This is a genomic window from Serratia sp. CY83965 (assembly GCF_052166375.1).
GTDB classification, from domain to species: domain Bacteria; phylum Pseudomonadota; class Gammaproteobacteria; order Enterobacterales; family Enterobacteriaceae; genus Serratia; species Serratia marcescens.
Genome location: NZ_JBJNOV010000004.1, coordinates 471,609 through 489,595 on the forward strand (window position 1 = coordinate 471,609; position 17,987 = coordinate 489,595).

Annotated in this window: 18 protein-coding genes; 11 read left to right on the plus strand and 7 right to left on the minus strand. The window is 58.1% G+C overall.

All coding sequences use genetic code 11. The features are described 5' to 3' along the window. From ACJ8PL_RS13140 to ACJ8PL_RS13150, 3 genes are all read right to left on the minus strand, one after another. Positions 1–882, minus strand: a complete 882-nt coding sequence (locus ACJ8PL_RS13140; protein WP_442531207.1) for a leucine-rich repeat domain-containing protein — start codon at positions 880–882, stop codon at positions 1–3. A gap of 85 nt (positions 883–967) precedes the next feature. Then, positions 968–2,410, minus strand: coding sequence for a pyruvate kinase (gene pyk, locus ACJ8PL_RS13145; RefSeq protein WP_004932339.1), 1,443 nt, complete (start codon positions 2,408–2,410; stop codon positions 968–970). Between the two features lie 189 nt (positions 2,411–2,599). After that, positions 2,600–3,472 (minus strand): MurR/RpiR family transcriptional regulator, encoded by an 873-nt coding sequence (locus tag ACJ8PL_RS13150; RefSeq protein ID WP_016927443.1) that lies wholly within the window; start codon positions 3,470–3,472, stop codon positions 2,600–2,602. Positions 3,473–3,919: 447 nt separating this feature from the next. On the opposite strand from ACJ8PL_RS13150, the gene zwf reads away from it, so the two are divergent. The 4 genes from zwf to mdtI all read left to right on the plus strand — a co-directional run bounded on the left by zwf (position 3,920) and on the right by mdtI (position 7,424). Continuing rightward, entirely contained in the window at positions 3,920–5,395 is a 1,476-nt protein-coding gene (gene zwf / locus ACJ8PL_RS13155) for a glucose-6-phosphate dehydrogenase (RefSeq protein ID WP_028127476.1), read from the plus strand. Positions 5,396–5,545: 150 nt separating this feature from the next. Then, positions 5,546–6,187, plus strand: coding sequence for a bifunctional 4-hydroxy-2-oxoglutarate aldolase/2-dehydro-3-deoxy-phosphogluconate aldolase (locus ACJ8PL_RS13160; RefSeq protein ID WP_079449807.1), 642 nt, complete (start codon positions 5,546–5,548; stop codon positions 6,185–6,187). A gap of 552 nt (positions 6,188–6,739) precedes the next feature. Continuing rightward, complete coding sequence (mdtJ, locus tag ACJ8PL_RS13165) at positions 6,740–7,108, plus strand: multidrug/spermidine efflux SMR transporter subunit MdtJ (protein WP_025303118.1); 369 nt, start codon at positions 6,740–6,742, stop codon at positions 7,106–7,108. Beyond that, positions 7,095–7,424, plus strand: coding sequence for a multidrug/spermidine efflux SMR transporter subunit MdtI (mdtI, locus tag ACJ8PL_RS13170; protein ID WP_016927446.1), 330 nt, complete (start codon positions 7,095–7,097; stop codon positions 7,422–7,424). The genes mdtJ and mdtI overlap by 14 nt, the downstream gene beginning before the upstream one ends. Positions 7,425–7,485: 61 nt before the next feature. Here the strand turns inward: mdtI and ACJ8PL_RS13175 are convergent, their stop codons facing one another. After that, the gene (locus ACJ8PL_RS13175) at positions 7,486–7,830 is read right to left on the minus strand and encodes a RidA family protein (RefSeq protein ID WP_015378124.1); all 345 of its coding nucleotides are present in this window, start codon (positions 7,828–7,830) and stop codon (positions 7,486–7,488) included. A gap of 133 nt (positions 7,831–7,963) precedes the next feature. Here ACJ8PL_RS13175 and ACJ8PL_RS13180 point away from each other — a divergent pair, with 133 nt between their 5' ends. The 5 genes from ACJ8PL_RS13180 (at position 7,964) to rnd (ending at position 14,459) form a co-directional block, all read left to right on the plus strand. Further along, entirely contained in the window at positions 7,964–9,880 is a 1,917-nt protein-coding gene (locus ACJ8PL_RS13180) for an ATP-dependent DNA helicase (RefSeq protein ID WP_004932318.1), read from the plus strand. A 79-nt stretch (positions 9,881–9,959) separates the two neighbouring features. Then, positions 9,960–10,667, plus strand: coding sequence for a tRNA (adenosine(37)-N6)-threonylcarbamoyltransferase complex dimerization subunit type 1 TsaB (gene tsaB, locus ACJ8PL_RS13185; protein ID WP_442531208.1), 708 nt, complete (start codon positions 9,960–9,962; stop codon positions 10,665–10,667). A gap of 100 nt (positions 10,668–10,767) precedes the next feature. Next, positions 10,768–11,358, plus strand: a complete 591-nt coding sequence (locus ACJ8PL_RS13190) for a Slp family lipoprotein (RefSeq protein ID WP_016927449.1) — start codon at positions 10,768–10,770, stop codon at positions 11,356–11,358. A gap of 209 nt (positions 11,359–11,567) precedes the next feature. Further along, positions 11,568–13,256 (plus strand): long-chain-fatty-acid--CoA ligase FadD, encoded by a 1,689-nt coding sequence (gene fadD, locus ACJ8PL_RS13195; RefSeq protein ID WP_063990143.1) that lies wholly within the window; start codon positions 11,568–11,570, stop codon positions 13,254–13,256. An 81-nt stretch (positions 13,257–13,337) separates the two neighbouring features. Next, positions 13,338–14,459 carry a ribonuclease D gene (gene rnd, locus ACJ8PL_RS13200; RefSeq protein WP_016927451.1) on the plus strand — a complete coding sequence of 374 codons (1,122 nt, stop codon included), beginning with the start codon at positions 13,338–13,340 and terminating at the stop codon, positions 14,457–14,459. A gap of 237 nt (positions 14,460–14,696) precedes the next feature. Here rnd and minE read toward each other — a convergent pair whose 3' ends face one another. From minE to minC, 3 genes are read right to left on the minus strand one after another with little or no spacing between them, the layout of a single operon-like run. Then, positions 14,697–14,966 carry a cell division topological specificity factor MinE gene (gene minE, locus ACJ8PL_RS13205; RefSeq protein ID WP_004932303.1) on the minus strand — a complete coding sequence of 90 codons (270 nt, stop codon included), beginning with the start codon at positions 14,964–14,966 and terminating at the stop codon, positions 14,697–14,699. A 3-nt stretch (positions 14,967–14,969) separates the two neighbouring features. Next, on the minus strand, positions 14,970–15,782 hold the full coding sequence (gene minD, locus ACJ8PL_RS13210) for a septum site-determining protein MinD (RefSeq protein ID WP_016927452.1): 813 nt from the start codon (positions 15,780–15,782) through the stop codon (positions 14,970–14,972). Positions 15,783–15,807: 25 nt separating this feature from the next. Continuing rightward, a complete protein-coding gene (gene minC, locus ACJ8PL_RS13215) occupies positions 15,808–16,503 on the minus strand; it encodes a septum site-determining protein MinC (protein WP_004932297.1) in 696 nt (231 codons plus the stop codon). Between the two features lie 136 nt (positions 16,504–16,639). Between minC and ACJ8PL_RS13220 the strand changes: the two genes are divergently transcribed. Together ACJ8PL_RS13220 and ACJ8PL_RS13225 are read left to right on the plus strand one after the other, a co-directional pair. Continuing rightward, positions 16,640–16,912 (plus strand): YcgL domain-containing protein, encoded by a 273-nt coding sequence (locus ACJ8PL_RS13220; RefSeq protein ID WP_004932294.1) that lies wholly within the window; start codon positions 16,640–16,642, stop codon positions 16,910–16,912. 28 nt (positions 16,913–16,940) lie between these two features. Then, positions 16,941–17,963, plus strand: a complete 1,023-nt coding sequence (locus ACJ8PL_RS13225; RefSeq protein ID WP_049299183.1) for a lytic murein transglycosylase — start codon at positions 16,941–16,943, stop codon at positions 17,961–17,963. Positions 17,964–17,987: the final 24 nt, after the last annotated feature.

The following is a 17,987-nucleotide window of genomic DNA, read 5'->3' on the forward strand; positions in this document are numbered from 1 at the left end:
TCAGATGTGCACCATACAGCCGCGAGCCCGCAGGATGTCGACGATTTTAGGCGTGTGGGTGAAATCATTCCAGCGCAGATCCAGCTTGCGCAGCCGGCTCAGTTCGCCGAGGCTTTCCGGCAGGTCGCTCAGGCGGTTGGCGCGCAGATCCAGGCTTCTCAGCGCCGTCAGCTCACCGATATTTTTCGGCAGGCGCGTCAGCTGATTGAAACGCAGGTTCAGCTCGCTCAACCGCGGCAGCCGGCAGAAGGCTTCCGGCAGTTCGGCGATGGCGTTGTTGGCCGCGTCGAGTATCTCCAGCTCACCGAGCTGTGCCATTTCCGCCGGCAGCGCGGTCAGGGCATTTTTCATGATATGCAGTTCGCGCAGCGCGCGCAGTTGCCCGATTTCGCCGGGCAGATTGCCGATGCGGTTGTTGTATAAACGCAGCTCCTGCAATGCCGCAAGCCTCGGTATTGCCTGCGGCAAGGCGGTCAGCTGGTTATCGGTCGCGTTGAGGTAAACCAACTGCTGTAGCTGCGCCAGCGAGTGCGGCAGATCGCTAAAGCCGTTGTCGCTCAGATAGAGGTATTTCAACCGGTGCAACTGCCCCAGTTCCTCGGGGAGTTCGCTTGCGCGATTGTGGCCAAAGTCGAACATCTCAAGCTGTTGCAACTGGCCAATCTCCGGCGGCAGGCGGTCGAGCTGATTGCAGGAGATGTTCAACACCTGTAGATTGCGGTGCCGGAAGAGGGGGGCGGGGATGGCCGCCAACTGATTATCATACAGGCTTACCTTGCGCAGCGCGTGGCCGGCTAACTGTGACGCGTCGAGCTGCGTCAGGCCGTGGCCATCGAGATCGAGCTCATCACCGCTCGCTGCGGGATTGCGTTGGTGGAGCATGGTGTTCTCCGTCGTTTATGGCGGTACCGGGGCAAAAAAAATGCCGGCCAACGTGAGCCGGCCGGCATGTCGTCTGCGGTGTGGATTACTCGACGCGCAGAATACGGCTGGTATTGGTGGTGCCGACGGTTTCCATCACGTCGCCCTGGGTGACGATCACCAGATCGCCGGAGACCAGGAAGCCTTTGTCGCGCAGGCGATTGACCGCTTCATTGGCGGCGATCACGCCGTCTTTGTGGCTGTCGAAATACACCGGTGTCACGCCGCGATACAGCGCAGTCAGGTTCAGCGTGTGCTCATGGCGCGACATGGCGAAGATCGGCAGGCCGGAGCTGATGCGCGACATCATCAGCGCAGTGCGGCCGGATTCGGTCATGGCGATCAGCGCGGTGACGCCTTTCAGGTGGTTGGCGGCATACATCGAAGACATGGCTATCGCCTCTTCGATGTTGTCGAACTGTACGTCCAGGCGGTGTTTGGAAACGTTGATGCTCGGGATCTTCTCGGCGCCCAGACAAACGCGCGCCATCGCCGCCACGGTTTCCGCCGGGTATTGGCCAGCGGCGGTTTCCGCCGACAGCATGACGGCGTCGGTGCCGTCCAGCACGGCATTCGCCACGTCCATGACTTCGGCGCGGGTCGGCATCGGGTTGGTGATCATCGACTCCATCATCTGGGTCGCGGTGATCACCGCGCGGTTCAGAGTGCGGGCGCGGCGGATCAGTTTCTTCTGAATGCCGACCAGTTCCGGATCGCCGATTTCGACGCCCAGGTCGCCACGGGCAACCATCACCACGTCGGAGGCCAGAATAATGTCGTCCATCGCTTCGTCGGTGCAAACCGCTTCGGCGCGCTCAACCTTGGACACGATCTTGGCGTTGCAGCCCGCATCGCGCGCCAGGCGGCGGGCATAGTTCAGATCTTCACCGGTACGCGGGAAGGAGACCGCCAGGTAGTCGACGCCAATCTTGGCGGCGGTCACGATGTCAGCCTTGTCTTTTTCGGTCAGGGCTTCGGCCGACAGGCCACCGCCGAGTTTGTTGATGCCCTTGTTGTTGGACAGCGGGCCGCCGACGGTCACTTCGGTAAACACTTTCATGCCCTGAACTTCGAGCACTTTCAGCTGAACGCGGCCGTCATCGAGCAGCAGGACGTCGCCCGGCACCACGTCGGCTGGCAGGCCTTTATAGTCGATACCGACTTTTTCTTTATCGCCTTCGCCTTTTGACAGGTTGGCGTCCAGCAGGAATTTATCGCCCACGTTGAGGAAGATTTTGCCTTCCTTGAAGGTGGAAACGCGAATTTTCGGCCCTTGCAGATCGCCGAGGATAGCGACGTGACGCCCCAGTTTGGCAGCGATTTCGCGCACTTTGTCAGCGCGAGCCTGGTGATCTTCCGGGCTGCCGTGGGAGAAGTTAAGCCGAACTACGTTGGCGCCGGCGGCAATGATCTTTTCCAGATTATTGTCGCGGTCTGTAGCCGGACCCAGGGTGGTAACGATTTTGGTTCTTCTGAGCCGTCTGGACATGTATTACTCCGTTGACTGGTGAAGCAAATATTGGTGTTGCGATAACGTCGGATAACGAAACCAGGCGTGAAATGTAATTTTACAACACTGATATTTCACCCGGGTTACCCGCATGAGCATGTTAACAGGGTACCGCCTCTGATGCCGTCATTCAAATGTCTGTTGAACGGCGATTTTTTCTTCGTCGGGTCACGAATCAAAACTGTTGGGAATGACCACGCCTTTATCAAAGCGCGATTCTTTGAGCGCTTCTTTGACCCGCTTCAAGTTATCTCTGAATTTAGCCCCTCGGCGCAAGGTAAATCCGGTGGCGAGCACGTCAATGAGCGTTAATTGCGCGATCCGCGACACCATCGGCATGTAAACGTCGGTGTCTTCGGGCACGTCGAGCAGCAGGGCCAGGGTCGCCGCCTGGGCGAGCGGGGTGTCGCGCGAGGTGATAGCCAGCACCGTGGCGTCGTTCTCCCGCGCCAGGTGGGCCATCTCCACCAGATTCTTGGTGCGGCCGGTGTGTGAGATCAGCACCACCACGTCGCCTTCGCCGGAGTTCATGCAGCTCATGCGCTGCATGACGATGTCATCGAAGTAGACCACCGGAATGTTGAAGCGGAAAAATTTGTTCATCGCATCGTGCGCCACCGCCGCGGAGGCGCCCAGCCCGAAGAAAGAGATCTTTTTTGCCTGGGTGAGCAGGTCAACCGCACGATTGATTGCGGCAATATCCAAATTTGCCTTTACTGTATCCAGGCTGGCCATTACCGATTCGAAGATCTTGCTGGTATAGGAATCGACGCTGTCATCTTCCTCAACGTTACGGTTTACGTAGGGCGTGCCGTTAGCCAGGCTTTGGGCGAGATGCAGTTTGAAATCGGGAAAGCCTTTGGTATCAAGGCGGCGGCAAAAGCGGTTGACGGTAGGTTCGCTGACGTCGGCCATGCGCGCCAGCGTGGCGATGCTGGAGTGAATGGCGGTCTGCGGGGAGGCCAGGATCACCTCGGCGACTTTCCTTTCAGATTTGCTCAGGCGTTCCAGATGGCTCTGGATTTTGTCCAGCGTATTCATATAACGAGAGTCACTCATGGTTTTATCCCTGTGGCTTTCAAGCAACAGCGTCGAATTTCGCCCATGTTCGCCGTGCAAGCAGACGCCAAACGAGCGGCTGTAACCTGGAATCGATAGGGTATGTCGATTTCAAACAAAGGAGAAATCAATGCCGGTTTAGTGAAAATATACTACGTGCTGGTAACCGTTGGCAGTCTCGACACGGCGTATGCAGGGTTTTTTCACCAGAATATGACCTGTGTCTAACTTTCATAATGGTAACAGAGCGTCAAAAAAGACGAAAAATTACAGTTTTGCCCGTGGTGAGGGCGTTGGCGTAGATTGGCGCTTTCCACTGGAATCTTGAGGCCTTTTTTTCTGCTTTGCTCCGGGTTTGCTGGCCGTAGTCAAACAGAGTACATTAGTAATGTAAGAAAATTACAAATATCCTGCAACGAGGAGATGAACATGGCGGTAACCTCTACAGCCCAGGCGTGTGACCTGGTTATTTTCGGCGCGAAAGGTGATTTGGCGCGCCGTAAGCTGCTGCCTTCCCTGTACCAGTTAGAGAAAGCCGGACACATCCACCCGGATACGCGGATCATCGGCGTCGGCCGCGCGGAGTGGGATAAACAAGCCTATACCGAAGTGGTCAAGGAAGCGCTTGGCACCTTCATGAAGGAAAAACTGGATGATGAACTCTGGGCCACGCTAAGCGCGCGCCTGGACTTCTGCAACCTGGACGTCAACGACAGCAAGAACTTTACCAAATTAGGTAAAATGCTGGATCAGAAGCACCGCACCACCATCAACTACTTCGCCATGCCGCCAAGCACCTTTGGCGCCATCTGCAAAGGGCTGGGCGAAGCCAAGCTGAACCATGAGCCGGCGCGCGTGGTGATGGAGAAACCGTTGGGCACCGATCTGGCGTCCTCCCGCGTGATCAACGATCAGGTGGCGGAGTTCTTCAATGAGTCCCAGGTCTATCGCATCGACCACTACCTCGGCAAAGAGACGGTGCTGAACCTGTTGGCGCTGCGTTTTGCCAACTCGCTGTTCGCATCCAACTGGGATAACCGCACCATCGATTCGGTGCAGATCACCGTGGCGGAAGAGGTGGGCATTGAAGGGCGCTGGGGCTATTTCGACCAGGCCGGCCAGATGCGCGACATGATCCAGAACCACCTGCTGCAGATCCTGACCATGATCGCCATGTCGCCGCCGGCGGATCTGACGACCGACCGCATCCGCGACGAGAAGGTCAAGGTGCTGCGCTCACTGCGCCGCATCGATCAGACCAATGTCCGGGAAACCACCGTGCGCGGTCAGTACACCGCCGGCTTCGTCCAGGGCAAGAAAGTGCCGGGTTATCTGGAAGAGGAAGGGGCGAACAAGAGCAGCAGCACCGAAACCTTCGTCTCTATCCGCGTGGATATCGACAACTGGCAGTGGGCCGGAGTGCCGTTCTACCTGCGTACCGGTAAACGTCTGCCGACCAAATGTTCGGAAGTGGTGGTGTACTTCAAAAACCCGCCGCTGAACCTGTTCAGCGATTCTTACCAGCAGTTGCCGCAGAACAAGCTGACCATCCGTCTGCAGCCGGACGAAGGCATCGAAATTCAGGTGCTGAACAAGGTGCCGGGGCTGGATCACAAGCACCGTCTGCAGACCACCAAGCTGGACCTGAGCTTCTCGGAAACCTTCAACCAGGAGCACGTGGCGGACGCCTACGAGCGCCTGCTGCTGGAGACCATGCGCGGCATTCAGGCGCTGTTCGTGCGCCGCGATGAAGTGGAAGAAGCCTGGAAGTGGGTCGACTCCATCATGGACGCATGGAAAGCCGACAACGAGGCGCCTAAGCCTTATCAGGCGGGCACCTGGGGGCCGGTGGCCTCGGTGGCGATGATCACCCGTGACGGCCGCTCCTGGAACGAGTTCGAATAATACGTAATGCCGGCGGCCTGTCTGCCGGCTTTTTTTTGCCTGCGATCTGCGCGTGGGCCACATCACTTACGGTACGGCCGGACGTCCGCGCATGCGGAGCCCTGTGGCAGGGGCGTGCCATTGTTAACCGCGAGTAATGGAGAAATAACGATGAAAAACTGGAAAACCAGCGCCGAGCAGATCCTGACAGCGGGGCCGGTGGTGCCTGTTATCGTGATCAACAAGCTGGAGCAGGCGGTGCCGCTGGCGAAAGCGCTGGTTGCCGGCGGCGTGCGGGTATTGGAGGTGACGTTGCGCACCGCCTGCGGGCTGGAGTCTATCCGCGCTATCGCCAAAGAGGTGCCGGAGGCGATCATCGGCGCCGGTACGGTGATCAACCCGCAGCAACTGCGGCAGGTGACCGAAGCGGGGGCGCAGTTCGCCATCAGCCCGGGGCTGACCGAAGCCTTGCTGCAGGCGGCGACGGCGGGAACCATCCCGCTGATCCCGGGCATCAGCACCGTGTCTGAACTGATGCAGGGCATGGATCACGGCCTGCGCGAATTCAAATTCTTCCCGGCGGAAGCCAACGGCGGCGTGAAGGCGCTGCAGGCGATCGGCGGCCCGTTCCCGCAGGTGCGTTTTTGCCCGACCGGCGGCATTACGCCGAACAACTACCGCGATTATCTGGCGCTGAAAAGCGTGCTTTGCATCGGCGGTTCCTGGCTGGTGCCGGCGGACGCGCTCGAAAAAGGCGACTATGCGCGCATCACAGAACTGGCGCGCAGCGCCGTCAGCGGCGCCGCGTTGTAACCCGCACCGCGCCTGAGGTTGGCGCTTATTTGCGCACCCGCGAATACCGCAAGGCTCAACGCTCCGTTGGGCCTTTTTTAATTTTTATCGTGATTAACTTTCTTATTTTTAACCCGTTTTTTTCTGCTTTTTTATGAAAACGGCAGTTTGCTTTCTTATTTTGGCTGTGGTAAAAATATCTCAGTTGAAAATTTTACTTTTATGAGGATATTGGGCAAATCGCACGGTGTGCGGCTGATAATAGAGAACTATTATGATGACTATTAACGGAACTACCCTCAGAACCTCTACGTGCCAACTCTTCCTGTCTGCGATCCTTGCCAGTGAGCATCACTGGTGCAGCGAACTATAGCGTCTTTCTCCCTTAACCGGTGCTGGTAGCGGGCTTACGCCTTCGCTCTACCGTTCAGCCGGGCAAACATTCTTTTTGCGTTTGGGTCAGTTTATCCCCAGGGATCTCTGCGTCTTGCGCGCCGTACTGCGGCCGTTCGACGAGATAAATCGGGATAAATATGCCTTGGCGCGCGTTATTCGCCGTTTGGGAGAAAAATTATGATTTATTGGATCTTTTTAGGTTTGGCCATCATGACCGAGATCATCGGCACCTTGTCGATGAAATACGCCAGCGTCAATGGCGGCATGATCGGGCATATCGTGATGTACGTGATGATCACCGCGTCTTATGTGTTGCTGTCAGTAGCGATAAAACGCGTGGCGTTGGGCGTGGCTTATGCGCTGTGGGAAGGCATCGGCATCCTGTTCATCACCCTGTTCAGCGTGCTGTGGTTCGACGAGCCCATTTCGGCGCTGAAGGTACTGGGTCTGGCTACGCTGATCGCCGGTATCATGCTGGTGAAATCCGGTACCCGCAAAGAGCGAAAACAGGTCAGCCCGCGAGGTGACAACCATGCAACAGTTTGAGTTGTACCACATTGGGTTCCTGGGATTGGCCATCGTGCTGGAAATCATCGCCAACATCTTCCTGAAGATGTCGGACGGTTTCCGTAAAATTTGGCTGGGATTGTTGTCGCTGCTGTCGGTGCTCGGTGCGTTCAGCGCCCTGGCGCAGGCGGTGAAGGGCATCGATCTGTCAATCGCTTACGCGTTGTGGGGCGGTTTCGGCATCGCCGCCACCATCGCCGCAGGCTGGATCATGTTCGGCCAGCGGTTGAACGCCAAAGGCTGGATTGGCCTGGCGCTGCTGTTGACGGGGATGGTGATCCTCAAACTGTCCTGATAGCGGACAATAAAAAACCGCAGGCGTTGCCGTCTGCGGTTTTTTTTCGTCTGCGCGTGGCTTACAGCGCGGCGATGATTTTGATTTCCACCTTGTACTTCGGATTCATCAGCTGAGCCTGCACGGTGCAGCGCACCGGCGCGCTGCCGGCAACGACCCAGGCGTCCCAGGCGGCGTTCATCGCGGCGAAGTCGGCGGTATTGGCCAGGAAAATGGTGGCATCCAGAATACGGCTTTTGTCCGAGCCTACGCGCGCCAGCAGCACGTCGATGGCGGCGAGGGCGTTGGCGGTCTGCGCGGTCGCGTCATCATCCAGGTTCTCCGGCACGCTGGTGTAGTAAACGGTTTCGTTGTGCACCACGGCTTCGGACCAGCGCTGATCGGGATCAATTCTTTCGATATTCATTTGCTTATCTCCATATCATAGTCCCGCTAAGGGTAGCACAGCCGGTGATGAAAAAGCGCGGCGATAAAGTGGGTGGTAGCCGGGCGGCAGGCTTGGCATAATCACCGCTGAATGACACCGGCAGAGAGACAGCGTGACAGACGATTTTGCAACAGACGGCGCATTGGCGCAGGCTATCAAGGGATTCAAACCGCGTGAGCCGCAGCGGCAGATGGCGCAAGCCGTCACCGAGGCGATCAATTTCAAGCAGGAGCTGGTGGTGGAAGCCGGCACCGGCACCGGCAAAACCTTCGCTTATCTGGCGCCGGCGCTGCGCGCCGATCGCAAAGTGATCATCTCGACCGGTTCGAAAGCGTTGCAGGATCAGCTGTATGCGCGCGATCTGCCCACCGTCGCCAAGGCGTTGAAGTACAAAGGCAAGCTGGCGCTGCTGAAGGGGCGCTCCAACTACCTGTGCCTGGAGCGGCTGGAGCAGCAGTCGATGGCCGGCGGCGAACTGGCGGGGCAGACGTTGATCGATCTGGTGCAACTGCGCAAGTGGTCGTCGCAGACCAAAGAGGGTGATATCAGCACCTGCAGCGAAGTGGCGGAAGACAGCTTCGTCTGGCCATTGGTGACCAGCACCAATGACAACTGTCTCGGCAGCGACTGCCCGCTGTATCAGGATTGCTTCGTGGTCAAAGCGCGCCGCCGCGCGATGGATGCGGATGTGGTGGTGGTGAACCATCACCTGTTCCTGGCGGATATGGTGGTGAAAGAGGGCGGCTTCGCCGAGCTGATCCCGGAAGCCGAGGTGATGATTTTCGATGAGGCGCACCAAATTCCCGACATCGCCAGCCAGTATTTCGGCCAGCAGCTCACCAGCCGCCAACTGCTGGATCTGGCGAAGGACATCACCATCGCCTACCGCACCGAGGTGCGCGATGCCGCCCAACTGCAAAAAAGCGCCGACCGTCTCAGCCTGAGCACGCAAGATTTCCGTCTGAATCTGGGGGAGCCGGGTTTTCGCGGCAACCTGCGGGATGTGCTCGGCGAACCGAACGTGCAGCGCGCGTTGTTGCTGCTCGATGACGCGCTGGAGCTGTGTTATGACGTCATGAAACTGTCGCTGGGGCGTTCGGCGCTGCTGGACGCCGCCTTTGAGCGCGCCACGCTGTACCGCGCGCGTCTCAAACGCCTCAAGGCGGTGACGGAACCGGGCTACAGCTATTGGTATGAGTGCAATTCGCGCCACTTCGTGTTGGCGCTGACGCCGCTGACGGTGGCCGATCGTTTTCGCGAAATGCTGGACGAGAAGCCGGGCAGCTGGATCTTTACCTCGGCGACGCTGTCGGTCAACGATCAGTTGGGTCACTTCACCGAACGGCTGGGGCTGACCAAGGCCAAAACGCTGCTGTTGCCGAGCCCGTTCGACTATGCCAAACAGGCGTTGCTGTGCGTGCCGCGCTTTTTGCCTTCGCCGAATCAGCCCGGCGGGGCGCGCCAGCTGGCGCGCATGCTGCGCCCATTAATCGAAGCCAACAACGGCCGCTGCTTCTTCTTGTGCACATCGCACCAGATGATGCGCGAGCTGGCGGAAGAGTTCCGCGCCACGATGACGCTGCCGGTCTTATTGCAAGGGGAAACCAGCAAAGGGCAGCTGTTGGCACAGTTCGTCGCCGCCGGTAACGCGCTGTTGGTGGCGACCAGCAGCTTCTGGGAAGGGGTGGACGTGCGTGGCGATGCGCTGTCGTGCGTGATCATCGATAAGCTGCCGTTTACCTCACCGGACGATCCGCTGCTGAAGGCGCGCATTGAAGATTGTCGCCTGCGCGGCGGCGATCCGTTCAATGACGTGCAGTTGCCGGATGCGGTCATCACCCTGAAACAGGGGGTGGGCCGTTTGATCCGCGATACCGACGATCGCGGCGTGCTGGTGATCTGCGATAACCGTCTGGTGATGCGCCCTTATGGCGAGGTGTTCCTCAATAGCCTGCCGCCTACGCCGCGTACCCGCGATCTGAAGCAGGCGATCGCCTTCTTGCAGGCCGCTGATACGTCGGCCACGTGAAAGATGAAGGGCTTACGGGGCTGTGCTACAATGTGCGCCCTGTATGAAAAACCCAGTTTTATTCCCGCCAGAGGTTGGCATGTCCACGCGAATTTTAGCGATCGATACCGCGACGGAAGCCTGTTCCGTCGCCGTCTGGAATCAAGGCGAAATCCACGCCCTGTTTGAGCTGTGCCCACGCGAGCATACGCAACGTATTTTACCTATGGTGCAGCAGGTGCTGGCGGAATCCGGCCTGGCGCTCAACCAGCTCGATGCGCTGGCCTTCGGCCGCGGCCCCGGCAGTTTTACCGGGGTGCGCATCGGCATCGGCATCGCTCAGGGCCTGGCGCTGGGCGCCGATCTGCCGATGATCGGCGTTTCTACGCTGCAAACCATGGCGCAGGGCGCCTGGCGCGTCAGCGGCGCGGAGCGTGTGCTGGCGGCGATCGATGCGCGCATGGGCGAGGTCTACTGGGGGCAGTTCGAACGTCAGGCCGACGGCCGTTGGTTGGAAAGCGAAAGCGAAGGCGAGGCGGTGCTGTCGCCGGCGCAGGCGTTCGAGCGCGCACAGCGCCTGCAGGGCGAATGGGCCCACGTCGGCACCGGCTGGCAAACCTACCCCGATCTGGTCAACGGTTCCACGCTGAGCGTGCGCGACGGCCAGATGCTGTTGCCGCAGGCGGAAGACATGCTGCCGCTGGCGCTGCAAGCCTGGCAAGAAGGGCTGGCGGTAGCGGTGGAAAACGCCGAGCCGACCTATCTGCGCAATGAAGTCACCTGGAAAAAACTGCCGGGCCGCGACTGATCGCGGCGTATTGTGCTGATGTTGATGCCGGGCGATGAGGGGCTGCAACTTGAACGATGAAACGCGGTCAAAGTTACAGCCATTTCAGGAGATTGCGACCATGTTAATCCGCACTGCAAGTAAAAAGCTGTCGCTGCTGGCCGTCGCCTGCGGCGCGCTGGTTTTATCCGGGTGCGTCACCGTACCGGATGCGATCAAAGGCTCCAGCCCTTCGCCGGTGACTCAGCTTTCCTCGGTACAAAATGCACCCAACCTGTTTACCGGCGCGGAAGCCCGTTTCGGCGGCACCGTGGTAAACGTCGCCAACGAACAAGGGCGCACGGTGCTGGAGATTGCGGCGGTGCCGCTCGACAGCGGTGCGCGGCCGATACTGGGCGAACCGTCGCGCGGCCGCTTGCTGGCCACGGTAAACGGCTTCCTCGAACCGGTCGATTTCAAAGGCCAGCTGGTGACCGTCGTCGGCGCCATTACCGGCCTGAAAGAGGGGCGAATCGGCATGACGCCGTATCGCTTCGTGACGATGAACGTGACCGGTTTCAAACGCTGGCATCTGGTGCAGCAGGTGGTGATGCCGCCTGCGCCAATGGGCCCCTGGGGCTGGCGCGGAGGTCCGTGGGGACCCGGTTGGGGCGCAGGCTATGGCTGGTATAACCCTGGCCCGGCACAGGTGCAAACCATCGTAACCGAGTAGCATACGCTTGATGTGAACACATTTGACAGGGCGGCTCAGGCCGCCCTTTTGTTTTTTGGGATAAGGAATATCCGACAATTAGTGACGTACATCGCAACCTGAATAATGTTTAAAACCCGAACTGGTCTGCTGAGTTAAAATATTGTTATGGTTAGGCTGCGAGTTTGAGGGCTGCGATGATAATTAGTAATGATTTCAGGAGTAATACCTTGGATAAGGTCTGGTTAAAACGGTATCCGGCAGATGTGCCCGCAGAGATTGATGCCGATCGCTATTCGTCGTTGATCGAAATGTTTGAGCATGCCGTGCAGCGCTATGCCGATCAGCCCGCCTTTATCAATATGGGCGAGGTGATGACCTTCCGCAAACTGGAAGAACGCAGCCGGGCTTTCGCGGCTTACCTGCAAAATGAACTGGGCCTGAAGAAGGGCGACCGCGTCGCGCTGATGATGCCTAACCTGTTGCAATACCCCATCGCCCTGTTCGGAATTCTGCGCGCCGGCATGGTGGTGGTCAACGTCAACCCGTTGTATACCCCGCGAGAGCTGGAACACCAGTTGAACGACAGCGGCGCCAGCGCCATCGTCATCGTCTCCAACTTTGCCCATACGCTGGAAAAAGTGGTGTTCAACACTCAGGTCAAGCACGTGATCCTGACGCGCATGGGCGATCAGCTGTCGGCCGCCAAAGGCACGCTGGTCAACTTCGTGGTTAAATACGTCAAGCGCCTGGTGCCCAAATACAACCTGCCGGATGCCATTTCATTCCGCAGCGCGCTGCAGCGCGGCCGCCGTCTGCAATATGTAAAACCGGACATCATTAATGCCGATCTGGCCTTCCTGCAATACACGGGCGGCACCACCGGGGTGGCGAAGGGCGCGATGCTGACGCACCGCAATATGCAGGCCAACCTCGAGCAGGCCAAAGCCGCCTATTCGCCGCTGTTCCGCGAAGGGCAGGAACTGGTGGTGACGGCGTTGCCGCTGTATCACATTTTCGCGCTGACGGTGAACTGCCTGCTGTTTATCGATCTGGGTGGGCGCAATTTGCTGATCACCAACCCGCGCGATATTCCGGGGCTGGTGAAGGAGTTGGGTAAATACCCGTTCACCGCCATGAGCGGGGTGAATACCTTGTTCAATGCGTTGCTGAACAATGAAGAGTTCCACAAGCTCGATTTCTCTACGCTGCGTTTCTCGGTCGGCGGCGGCATGTCGGTGCAAAAAGCGGTGGCCGAGAAGTGGGAAAAAACCACCGGTAAACACCTGCTGGAAGGCTATGGCCTGACGGAGTGCGCGCCGCTGGTGGCCGGTAACCCTTACGATCTGAAACACTACAGCGGCAGCATCGGTCTGCCGGTGCCGTCGACGGACATTCGGTTGGTGGACGACAATGGCCACGATGTGCCGCCGGGCGAACCGGGCGAACTGTGGGTCAAAGGGCCGCAAGTTATGTTAGGCTATTGGCAGCGCCCGGACGCCACCGACGAAGTGCTGAAAGACGGCTGGTTGGCGACCGGTGATGTGGTGACCGTGGACGAGCAGGGGTTTGTGCGCATCGTCGATCGCAAGAAAGACATGATCCTGGTCTCCGGTTTCAACGTTTACCCGAACGAGATCGAGGATGTGGTCAGCCAGCATCCGAAAGTGCTGGAATGTGCGGCGATCGGCGTGCCCAGCGAGGCCTCTGGCGAAACGGTGAAGATCTGCGTGGTGAAGAAAGACGCCTCGCTGACCAAGGAAGAGCTGTTGACCCATTGCCGTCGGCACCTGACCGGGTATAAAGTGCCTAAAATTGTTGAGTTCCGCGATGAACTGCCGAAGTCTAACGTCGGCAAGATTTTGCGGCGAGAACTGCGCGATGAGTTAAAAACGCCGAAGCCGGCCGATGCCGCCTAGGCGTCGCTCTCGCGCCTGACTATCAACAACGCCGGTGAATGCCGGCGTTGTTGTGTTTGAATCCTACAAGAGAATGATGTTTTGAATTATCAGTTGATCACTACCGATGCCGGATTGCAGCAGGTCTGCGAGCAGGCGAGAAAGCATGCCCAGATTGCGCTGGACACCGAGTTTGTCAGAACGCGCACCTACTATCCGCAGTTGGGCCTGATCCAGCTCTATGACGGTGAACAACTCTCCCTTATCGATCCTCTCCCGATCAAGCAATGGCAGCCGTTTGTCGACCTGCTGGCCGACACCGCCGTGGTGAAGTTCCTGCATGCCGGCAGTGAAGATCTCGAAGTGTTTCTCAACGCCTTTAAAACGCTGCCGACGCCGATGGTCGATACCCAGATCCTGGCGGCCTTTACCGGCCGGCCGCTCTCCTGCGGCTTCGCGACGCTGGTGGCGGAGTACATGAAGGTTGAGCTGGACAAGAGCGAGTCGCGCACCGACTGGCTGGCGCGCCCGCTGACCGAAAGGCAATGCGTGTACGCGGCCGCCGACGTGTTCTATCTGCTGCCGATGGCTAAACAGCTGGTGCAGGAGACCGAAGAGGCCGGTTGGACCGCGGCGGCCAATAACGAGTGCCTGCTGCTGTGTCAACGCCGTAGCGAGGCGCTGGCGCCGGAAGTCGCCTACCGCGAAATCAGCAATGCCTGGCAGCTGCGTCCGCGTCAGCTGGGGTGTTTGCAGAAGTTGGCGGAATGGCGGCTGCGCCAGGCGCGTGAGCGCGATCTGGCGGTGAACTTCGTGGTGCGTGAGGAGAACCTGTGGCAGGTGGCGCGCTATATGCCGTCTTCGCTGGGAGAACTGGATTCTCTGGGGCTGAGCGGGCCGGAGATCCGTTATCACGGCAAAACGCTGCTGGCGCTGGTGGCGGAGGCCGAAGCGCTGGAGGAGTCCGAGTTACCGGCGCCGTTGGCCAACCTTATCGATCAGCCGGGCTACAAGAAGGTGTTCAAAGACATCAAGGCGGCGATCGCTACCGTCAGCGAGCAAAGCGGGTTGAGCAGCGAGCTGCTGGCATCCCGTCGCCAAATTAACCAATTGCTGAACTGGCATTGGAAACTGAAGGACGGCGAAAGTCGCCCTGAATTAATCAGCGGCTGGCGCGGCGATTTATTAATGGCGCCGTTGCAGGACATCCTGAAAGATTATTAATCGCTGATTATCACCTGGGCAGGGTAGGGAAACTCTGCTCGGGTGAATATAGGCAGGAAATAATGCGTTGAAGGTAAATCTGGCCAGAATTTACTTTAAACGAGGCGGCGGCAAAGTTAATTGGGAATAGTCCCAAAGGGAAAAATCGCTTTTTTGCTACCGATAAAGCTTAATAACTGGATGCACATACAGTTACCCCCTGCATAAAATATACAGGGGGTAATTAATGCGTCGCAATCATTTAGCTGCTTCTTCCGATTCCGGCAATGTCACGTTAAGTTCAAGTACCGAAATATCGTCCCCTTTCTGCTCGAACTGCACGTGCAGCATTTCAGGATCGATCTGAATGTATTTGCAAATAACCGCCAGAATATCGCGTTTCAGATCAGGCAGATACGGGGGCTCACTGTCCCCGCGGCGACGCTCTGCGACGATAATCTGCAGCCGTTCCTTGGCTATATTGGCTGTCTGTTTTTTGCGGGACAGAAAGAAGTCTAATAAGGCCATGGTTTATCCCCCAAAAAGGCGTTTCAGGAAACCCTTCTTCTCTTCTTCAATGAAGCGGAATGGGCGTTCTTCCCCCAACAAGCGGCAAACGGTATCGTCATACGCCTTACCGGCGTCTGACTCGGCATCCAGAATGACAGGCTCACCCTGGTTGGAAGCGCGCAGCACGGACTGGTCTTCCGGGATCACGCCCACCAGCGGAATGCGCAGGATTTCCAGCACGTCTTCCATGCTCAGCATGTCGCCACGGCTGACGCGGCCCGGGTTATAACGGGTCAGCAGCAGGTGTTCCTTGATAGGCGATTCGCCTTTCTCGGCGCGGCGTGATTTGGAAGAGAGAATGCCCAGGATACGGTCGGAGTCGCGTACCGAAGACACTTCCGGGTTGGTGGTGATGATAGCTTCGTCGGCGAAATACAGCGCCATCAGCGCACCGGTTTCGATACCGGCCGGTGAGTCGCAGACCACGAAGTCAAAATCCATCTCGCCGAGATCGTTGAGGATTTTTTCAACGCCTTCGCGGGTCAACGCGTCTTTGTCGCGTGTCTGCGAAGCCGGCAGGATATAGAGGTTTTCAGTGCGTTTGTCTTTGATCAACGCCTGATTCAGCGTGGCATCGCCCTGAATCACGTTCACGAAATCATAAACTACCCGACGTTCGCAGCCCATGATCAGGTCAAGATTACGCAGACCGATATCGAAATCGATCACGACGGTTTTCTTGCCTTTCTGGGCCAGGCCGGTAGCGATGGCCGCGCTCGAAGTGGTCTTGCCAACGCCCCCTTTACCCGATGTAACAACAATAATGCGTGCCATGAAATGGATTCCTTGTCAAAAGGGCTTAATTTAAAGGTTGTATGGTTAAAGCGTTATCCAACAGGCTGAGTCGTACGGCCTGCCCGACGTAATCGGACGGGATTTGGTCGCTCAACCAGTACTGCCCTGCGATAGAGACTAGCTCAGCCGCCAGGTGGGTGCAAAAAATCTGACATTGCGTGTCGCCTGACGCGCCTGCCAGTGCGCGACCGCGCATCATGCCGTAGACATGAATATTGCCGTCGGCAATCAGTTCGGCGCCGGCGCTGACGCTGCTGGTCACGATAAGATCGCTGTTGCGGGCGTAAATCTGTTGGCCGGAACGGACAGGCGTACTGATGATGCGCGTTTTGGCGGGGGCGTTATCCGCCACCACAGGCGCTGGCGCAGGCTCCGGCGCCGCCATTTTCTGGCCTTTGCCTTCGCTCAGCAGCGGCAGCCCTGCGCGGGCTATCGCGCGCTTTTGACGCTCATCTCTGCAACCGCTGATACCCACAACGCGCAGACCTGCCGCCGCGACAGCCTGTTGAAGTTCTTTCCAGTTCGCATCGCCTTCCAGCGTTGCGACGTTGATAACAACAGGAGCGTTTTTCAGAAAAGCGGGCGCTTGCTCAACTTTTTCCTGTAACGCCTGGCGTATTACCTCGGGCTGCGAATTATGCAAATGAACAACCGATAGGGTAAAACTGCTGCCTTTTAGCTCAATTGGCGATTGTGACATCTATCCTGACTCAGTCTCAGCAACTTTAAATCCCCGGAATACCACTCGGGGTGCGATATTCCGATGTACTATAAGCATGTTATAGTCAGAGTTATATCCAGGCAAGACGCTCCCTCAATTAAATAGAGTTAAAAAAATGCTTTGTGTGATCTATAGAAGCCCGAAACGCGATCAAACTTATCTTTATGTCGAAAAAAAAGACGATTTCTCTCGTGTGCCGGAAGAGCTGATGAAAAGTTTCGGCGTGCCGCAATTCGCCATGATGCTGTCGCTCGATGAGCGCAAGAAATTGGCCTCGGCGGATATCGAAAAGGTGAAGCAGGCGTTGAAAGACGAAGGCTATTATCTGCAGTTCCCGCCGCCGGTTGAAAACCTGCTTAATCAGCATCTGGCGGGCGATAAGGCCTGAGACAGTCGCCACGGCCAGGGGAGGCGCGATGACACGTTCGGCGAGAAAGACCGTATTGGCCGCCTGGTTGGCGCTGGGCGGAGTGCTGATGCCCGGCGCATCGCAGGCGGCGCAGGAGACGACGCTGGCGGCGAGCGGCCGCGATCCGGCGCAGTTCCCGGCGTATGTCGATCAACTTAAGCGCCGGGCGCGGGAACAGGGCATCAGTCAGGCGACTCTTGATCGCGCGTTTGCGCAAATCCACTTCGTCGATCGAGTGATCAAGGCCGATCGCAATCAGCCGGAGCAGAAGATCACCCTGGACGATTACCTGCGGCGGGTGATGTCGCCCGCCAAGGTGCGCCAGGGGCGAGAACGGTATCGGCAGCGCCATGCGCAATGGTTGCGGGCCAGCGAGCGCTATCGGGTGCCAGGGCGTTATATCATCGCGCTGTGGGGGATGGAGAGCGCCTACGGCAAGATTCAGGGGCGGGAAGACGTGGTGTCTGCGCTGGCGACCTTGGCGTTTGAAGGACGCCGTGAAGCTTTTTTCAGCCAGGAACTGATGGCGGCGCTGCAGATAGTCGAGCAGGGGCACGTCGGCGATACGCCGCTGAAAGGCTCCTGGGCCGGCGCGATGGGGCAATGCCAGTTTATGCCGAGCTCCTTCTTGCGCTACGCGGCGGATGGCGACGGCGACGGGCGCATCGATATCTGGAACAACATTGACGATGTTTTCGCGTCTACAGCCAGCTATCTGTCCAAAGAGGGCTGGCAGCCCGGCATCGGTTGGGGGCGCGAGGTCAAACTGCCCGCCGGCTTCAATCCGACCGAACTGGGCCTGAAAGACGCGCAGGCGCGCAGCGTCAACGACTGGCAGAAACGCGGCGTGCGCCGTGCGGATGGCAGTGCGTTGCCGCATGCCGTGCAGCGCGGTTGGATTATCGCGCCGGATGATCTGCAGGGGCGGACGTTCCTGGTCTATGATAATTTCCGCACCCTCATGCACTGGAATCGCTCTTACTATTTCGCCCTCGCCGTGGGTATGATGGCAGACGCGATCGGGCATTGATCCGGCACACCAATAATCGGCTTG

Bases quoted from the DNA above. Each gene is read 5' to 3' on its own strand.
- ACJ8PL_RS13140 (WP_442531207.1), bottom strand. From the start codon at position 882: ATGCTCCACCAACGCAATCCCGCAGCGAGCGGTGATGAGCTCGATCTC.
- pyk (WP_004932339.1), bottom strand. From the start codon at position 2,410: ATGTCCAGACGGCTCAGAAGAACCAAAATCGTTACCACCCTGGGTCCG.
- ACJ8PL_RS13150 (WP_016927443.1), bottom strand. From the start codon at position 3,472: ATGAATACGCTGGACAAAATCCAGAGCCATCTGGAACGCCTGAGCAAA.
- zwf (WP_028127476.1), top strand. From the start codon at position 3,920: ATGGCGGTAACCTCTACAGCCCAGGCGTGTGACCTGGTTATTTTCGGC.
- ACJ8PL_RS13160 (WP_079449807.1), top strand. From the start codon at position 5,546: ATGAAAAACTGGAAAACCAGCGCCGAGCAGATCCTGACAGCGGGGCCG.
- mdtJ (WP_025303118.1), top strand. From the start codon at position 6,740: ATGATTTATTGGATCTTTTTAGGTTTGGCCATCATGACCGAGATCATC.
- mdtI (WP_016927446.1), top strand. From the start codon at position 7,095: ATGCAACAGTTTGAGTTGTACCACATTGGGTTCCTGGGATTGGCCATC.
- ACJ8PL_RS13175 (WP_015378124.1), bottom strand. From the start codon at position 7,830: ATGAATATCGAAAGAATTGATCCCGATCAGCGCTGGTCCGAAGCCGTG.
- tsaB (WP_442531208.1), top strand. From the start codon at position 9,960: ATGTCCACGCGAATTTTAGCGATCGATACCGCGACGGAAGCCTGTTCC.
- ACJ8PL_RS13190 (WP_016927449.1), top strand. From the start codon at position 10,768: ATGTTAATCCGCACTGCAAGTAAAAAGCTGTCGCTGCTGGCCGTCGCC.
- minE (WP_004932303.1), bottom strand. From the start codon at position 14,966: ATGGCCTTATTAGACTTCTTTCTGTCCCGCAAAAAACAGACAGCCAAT.
- minD (WP_016927452.1), bottom strand. From the start codon at position 15,782: ATGGCACGCATTATTGTTGTTACATCGGGTAAAGGGGGCGTTGGCAAG.
- minC (WP_004932297.1), bottom strand. From the start codon at position 16,503: ATGTCACAATCGCCAATTGAGCTAAAAGGCAGCAGTTTTACCCTATCG.
- ACJ8PL_RS13220 (WP_004932294.1), top strand. From the start codon at position 16,640: ATGCTTTGTGTGATCTATAGAAGCCCGAAACGCGATCAAACTTATCTT.
- ACJ8PL_RS13225 (WP_049299183.1), top strand. From the start codon at position 16,941: ATGACACGTTCGGCGAGAAAGACCGTATTGGCCGCCTGGTTGGCGCTG.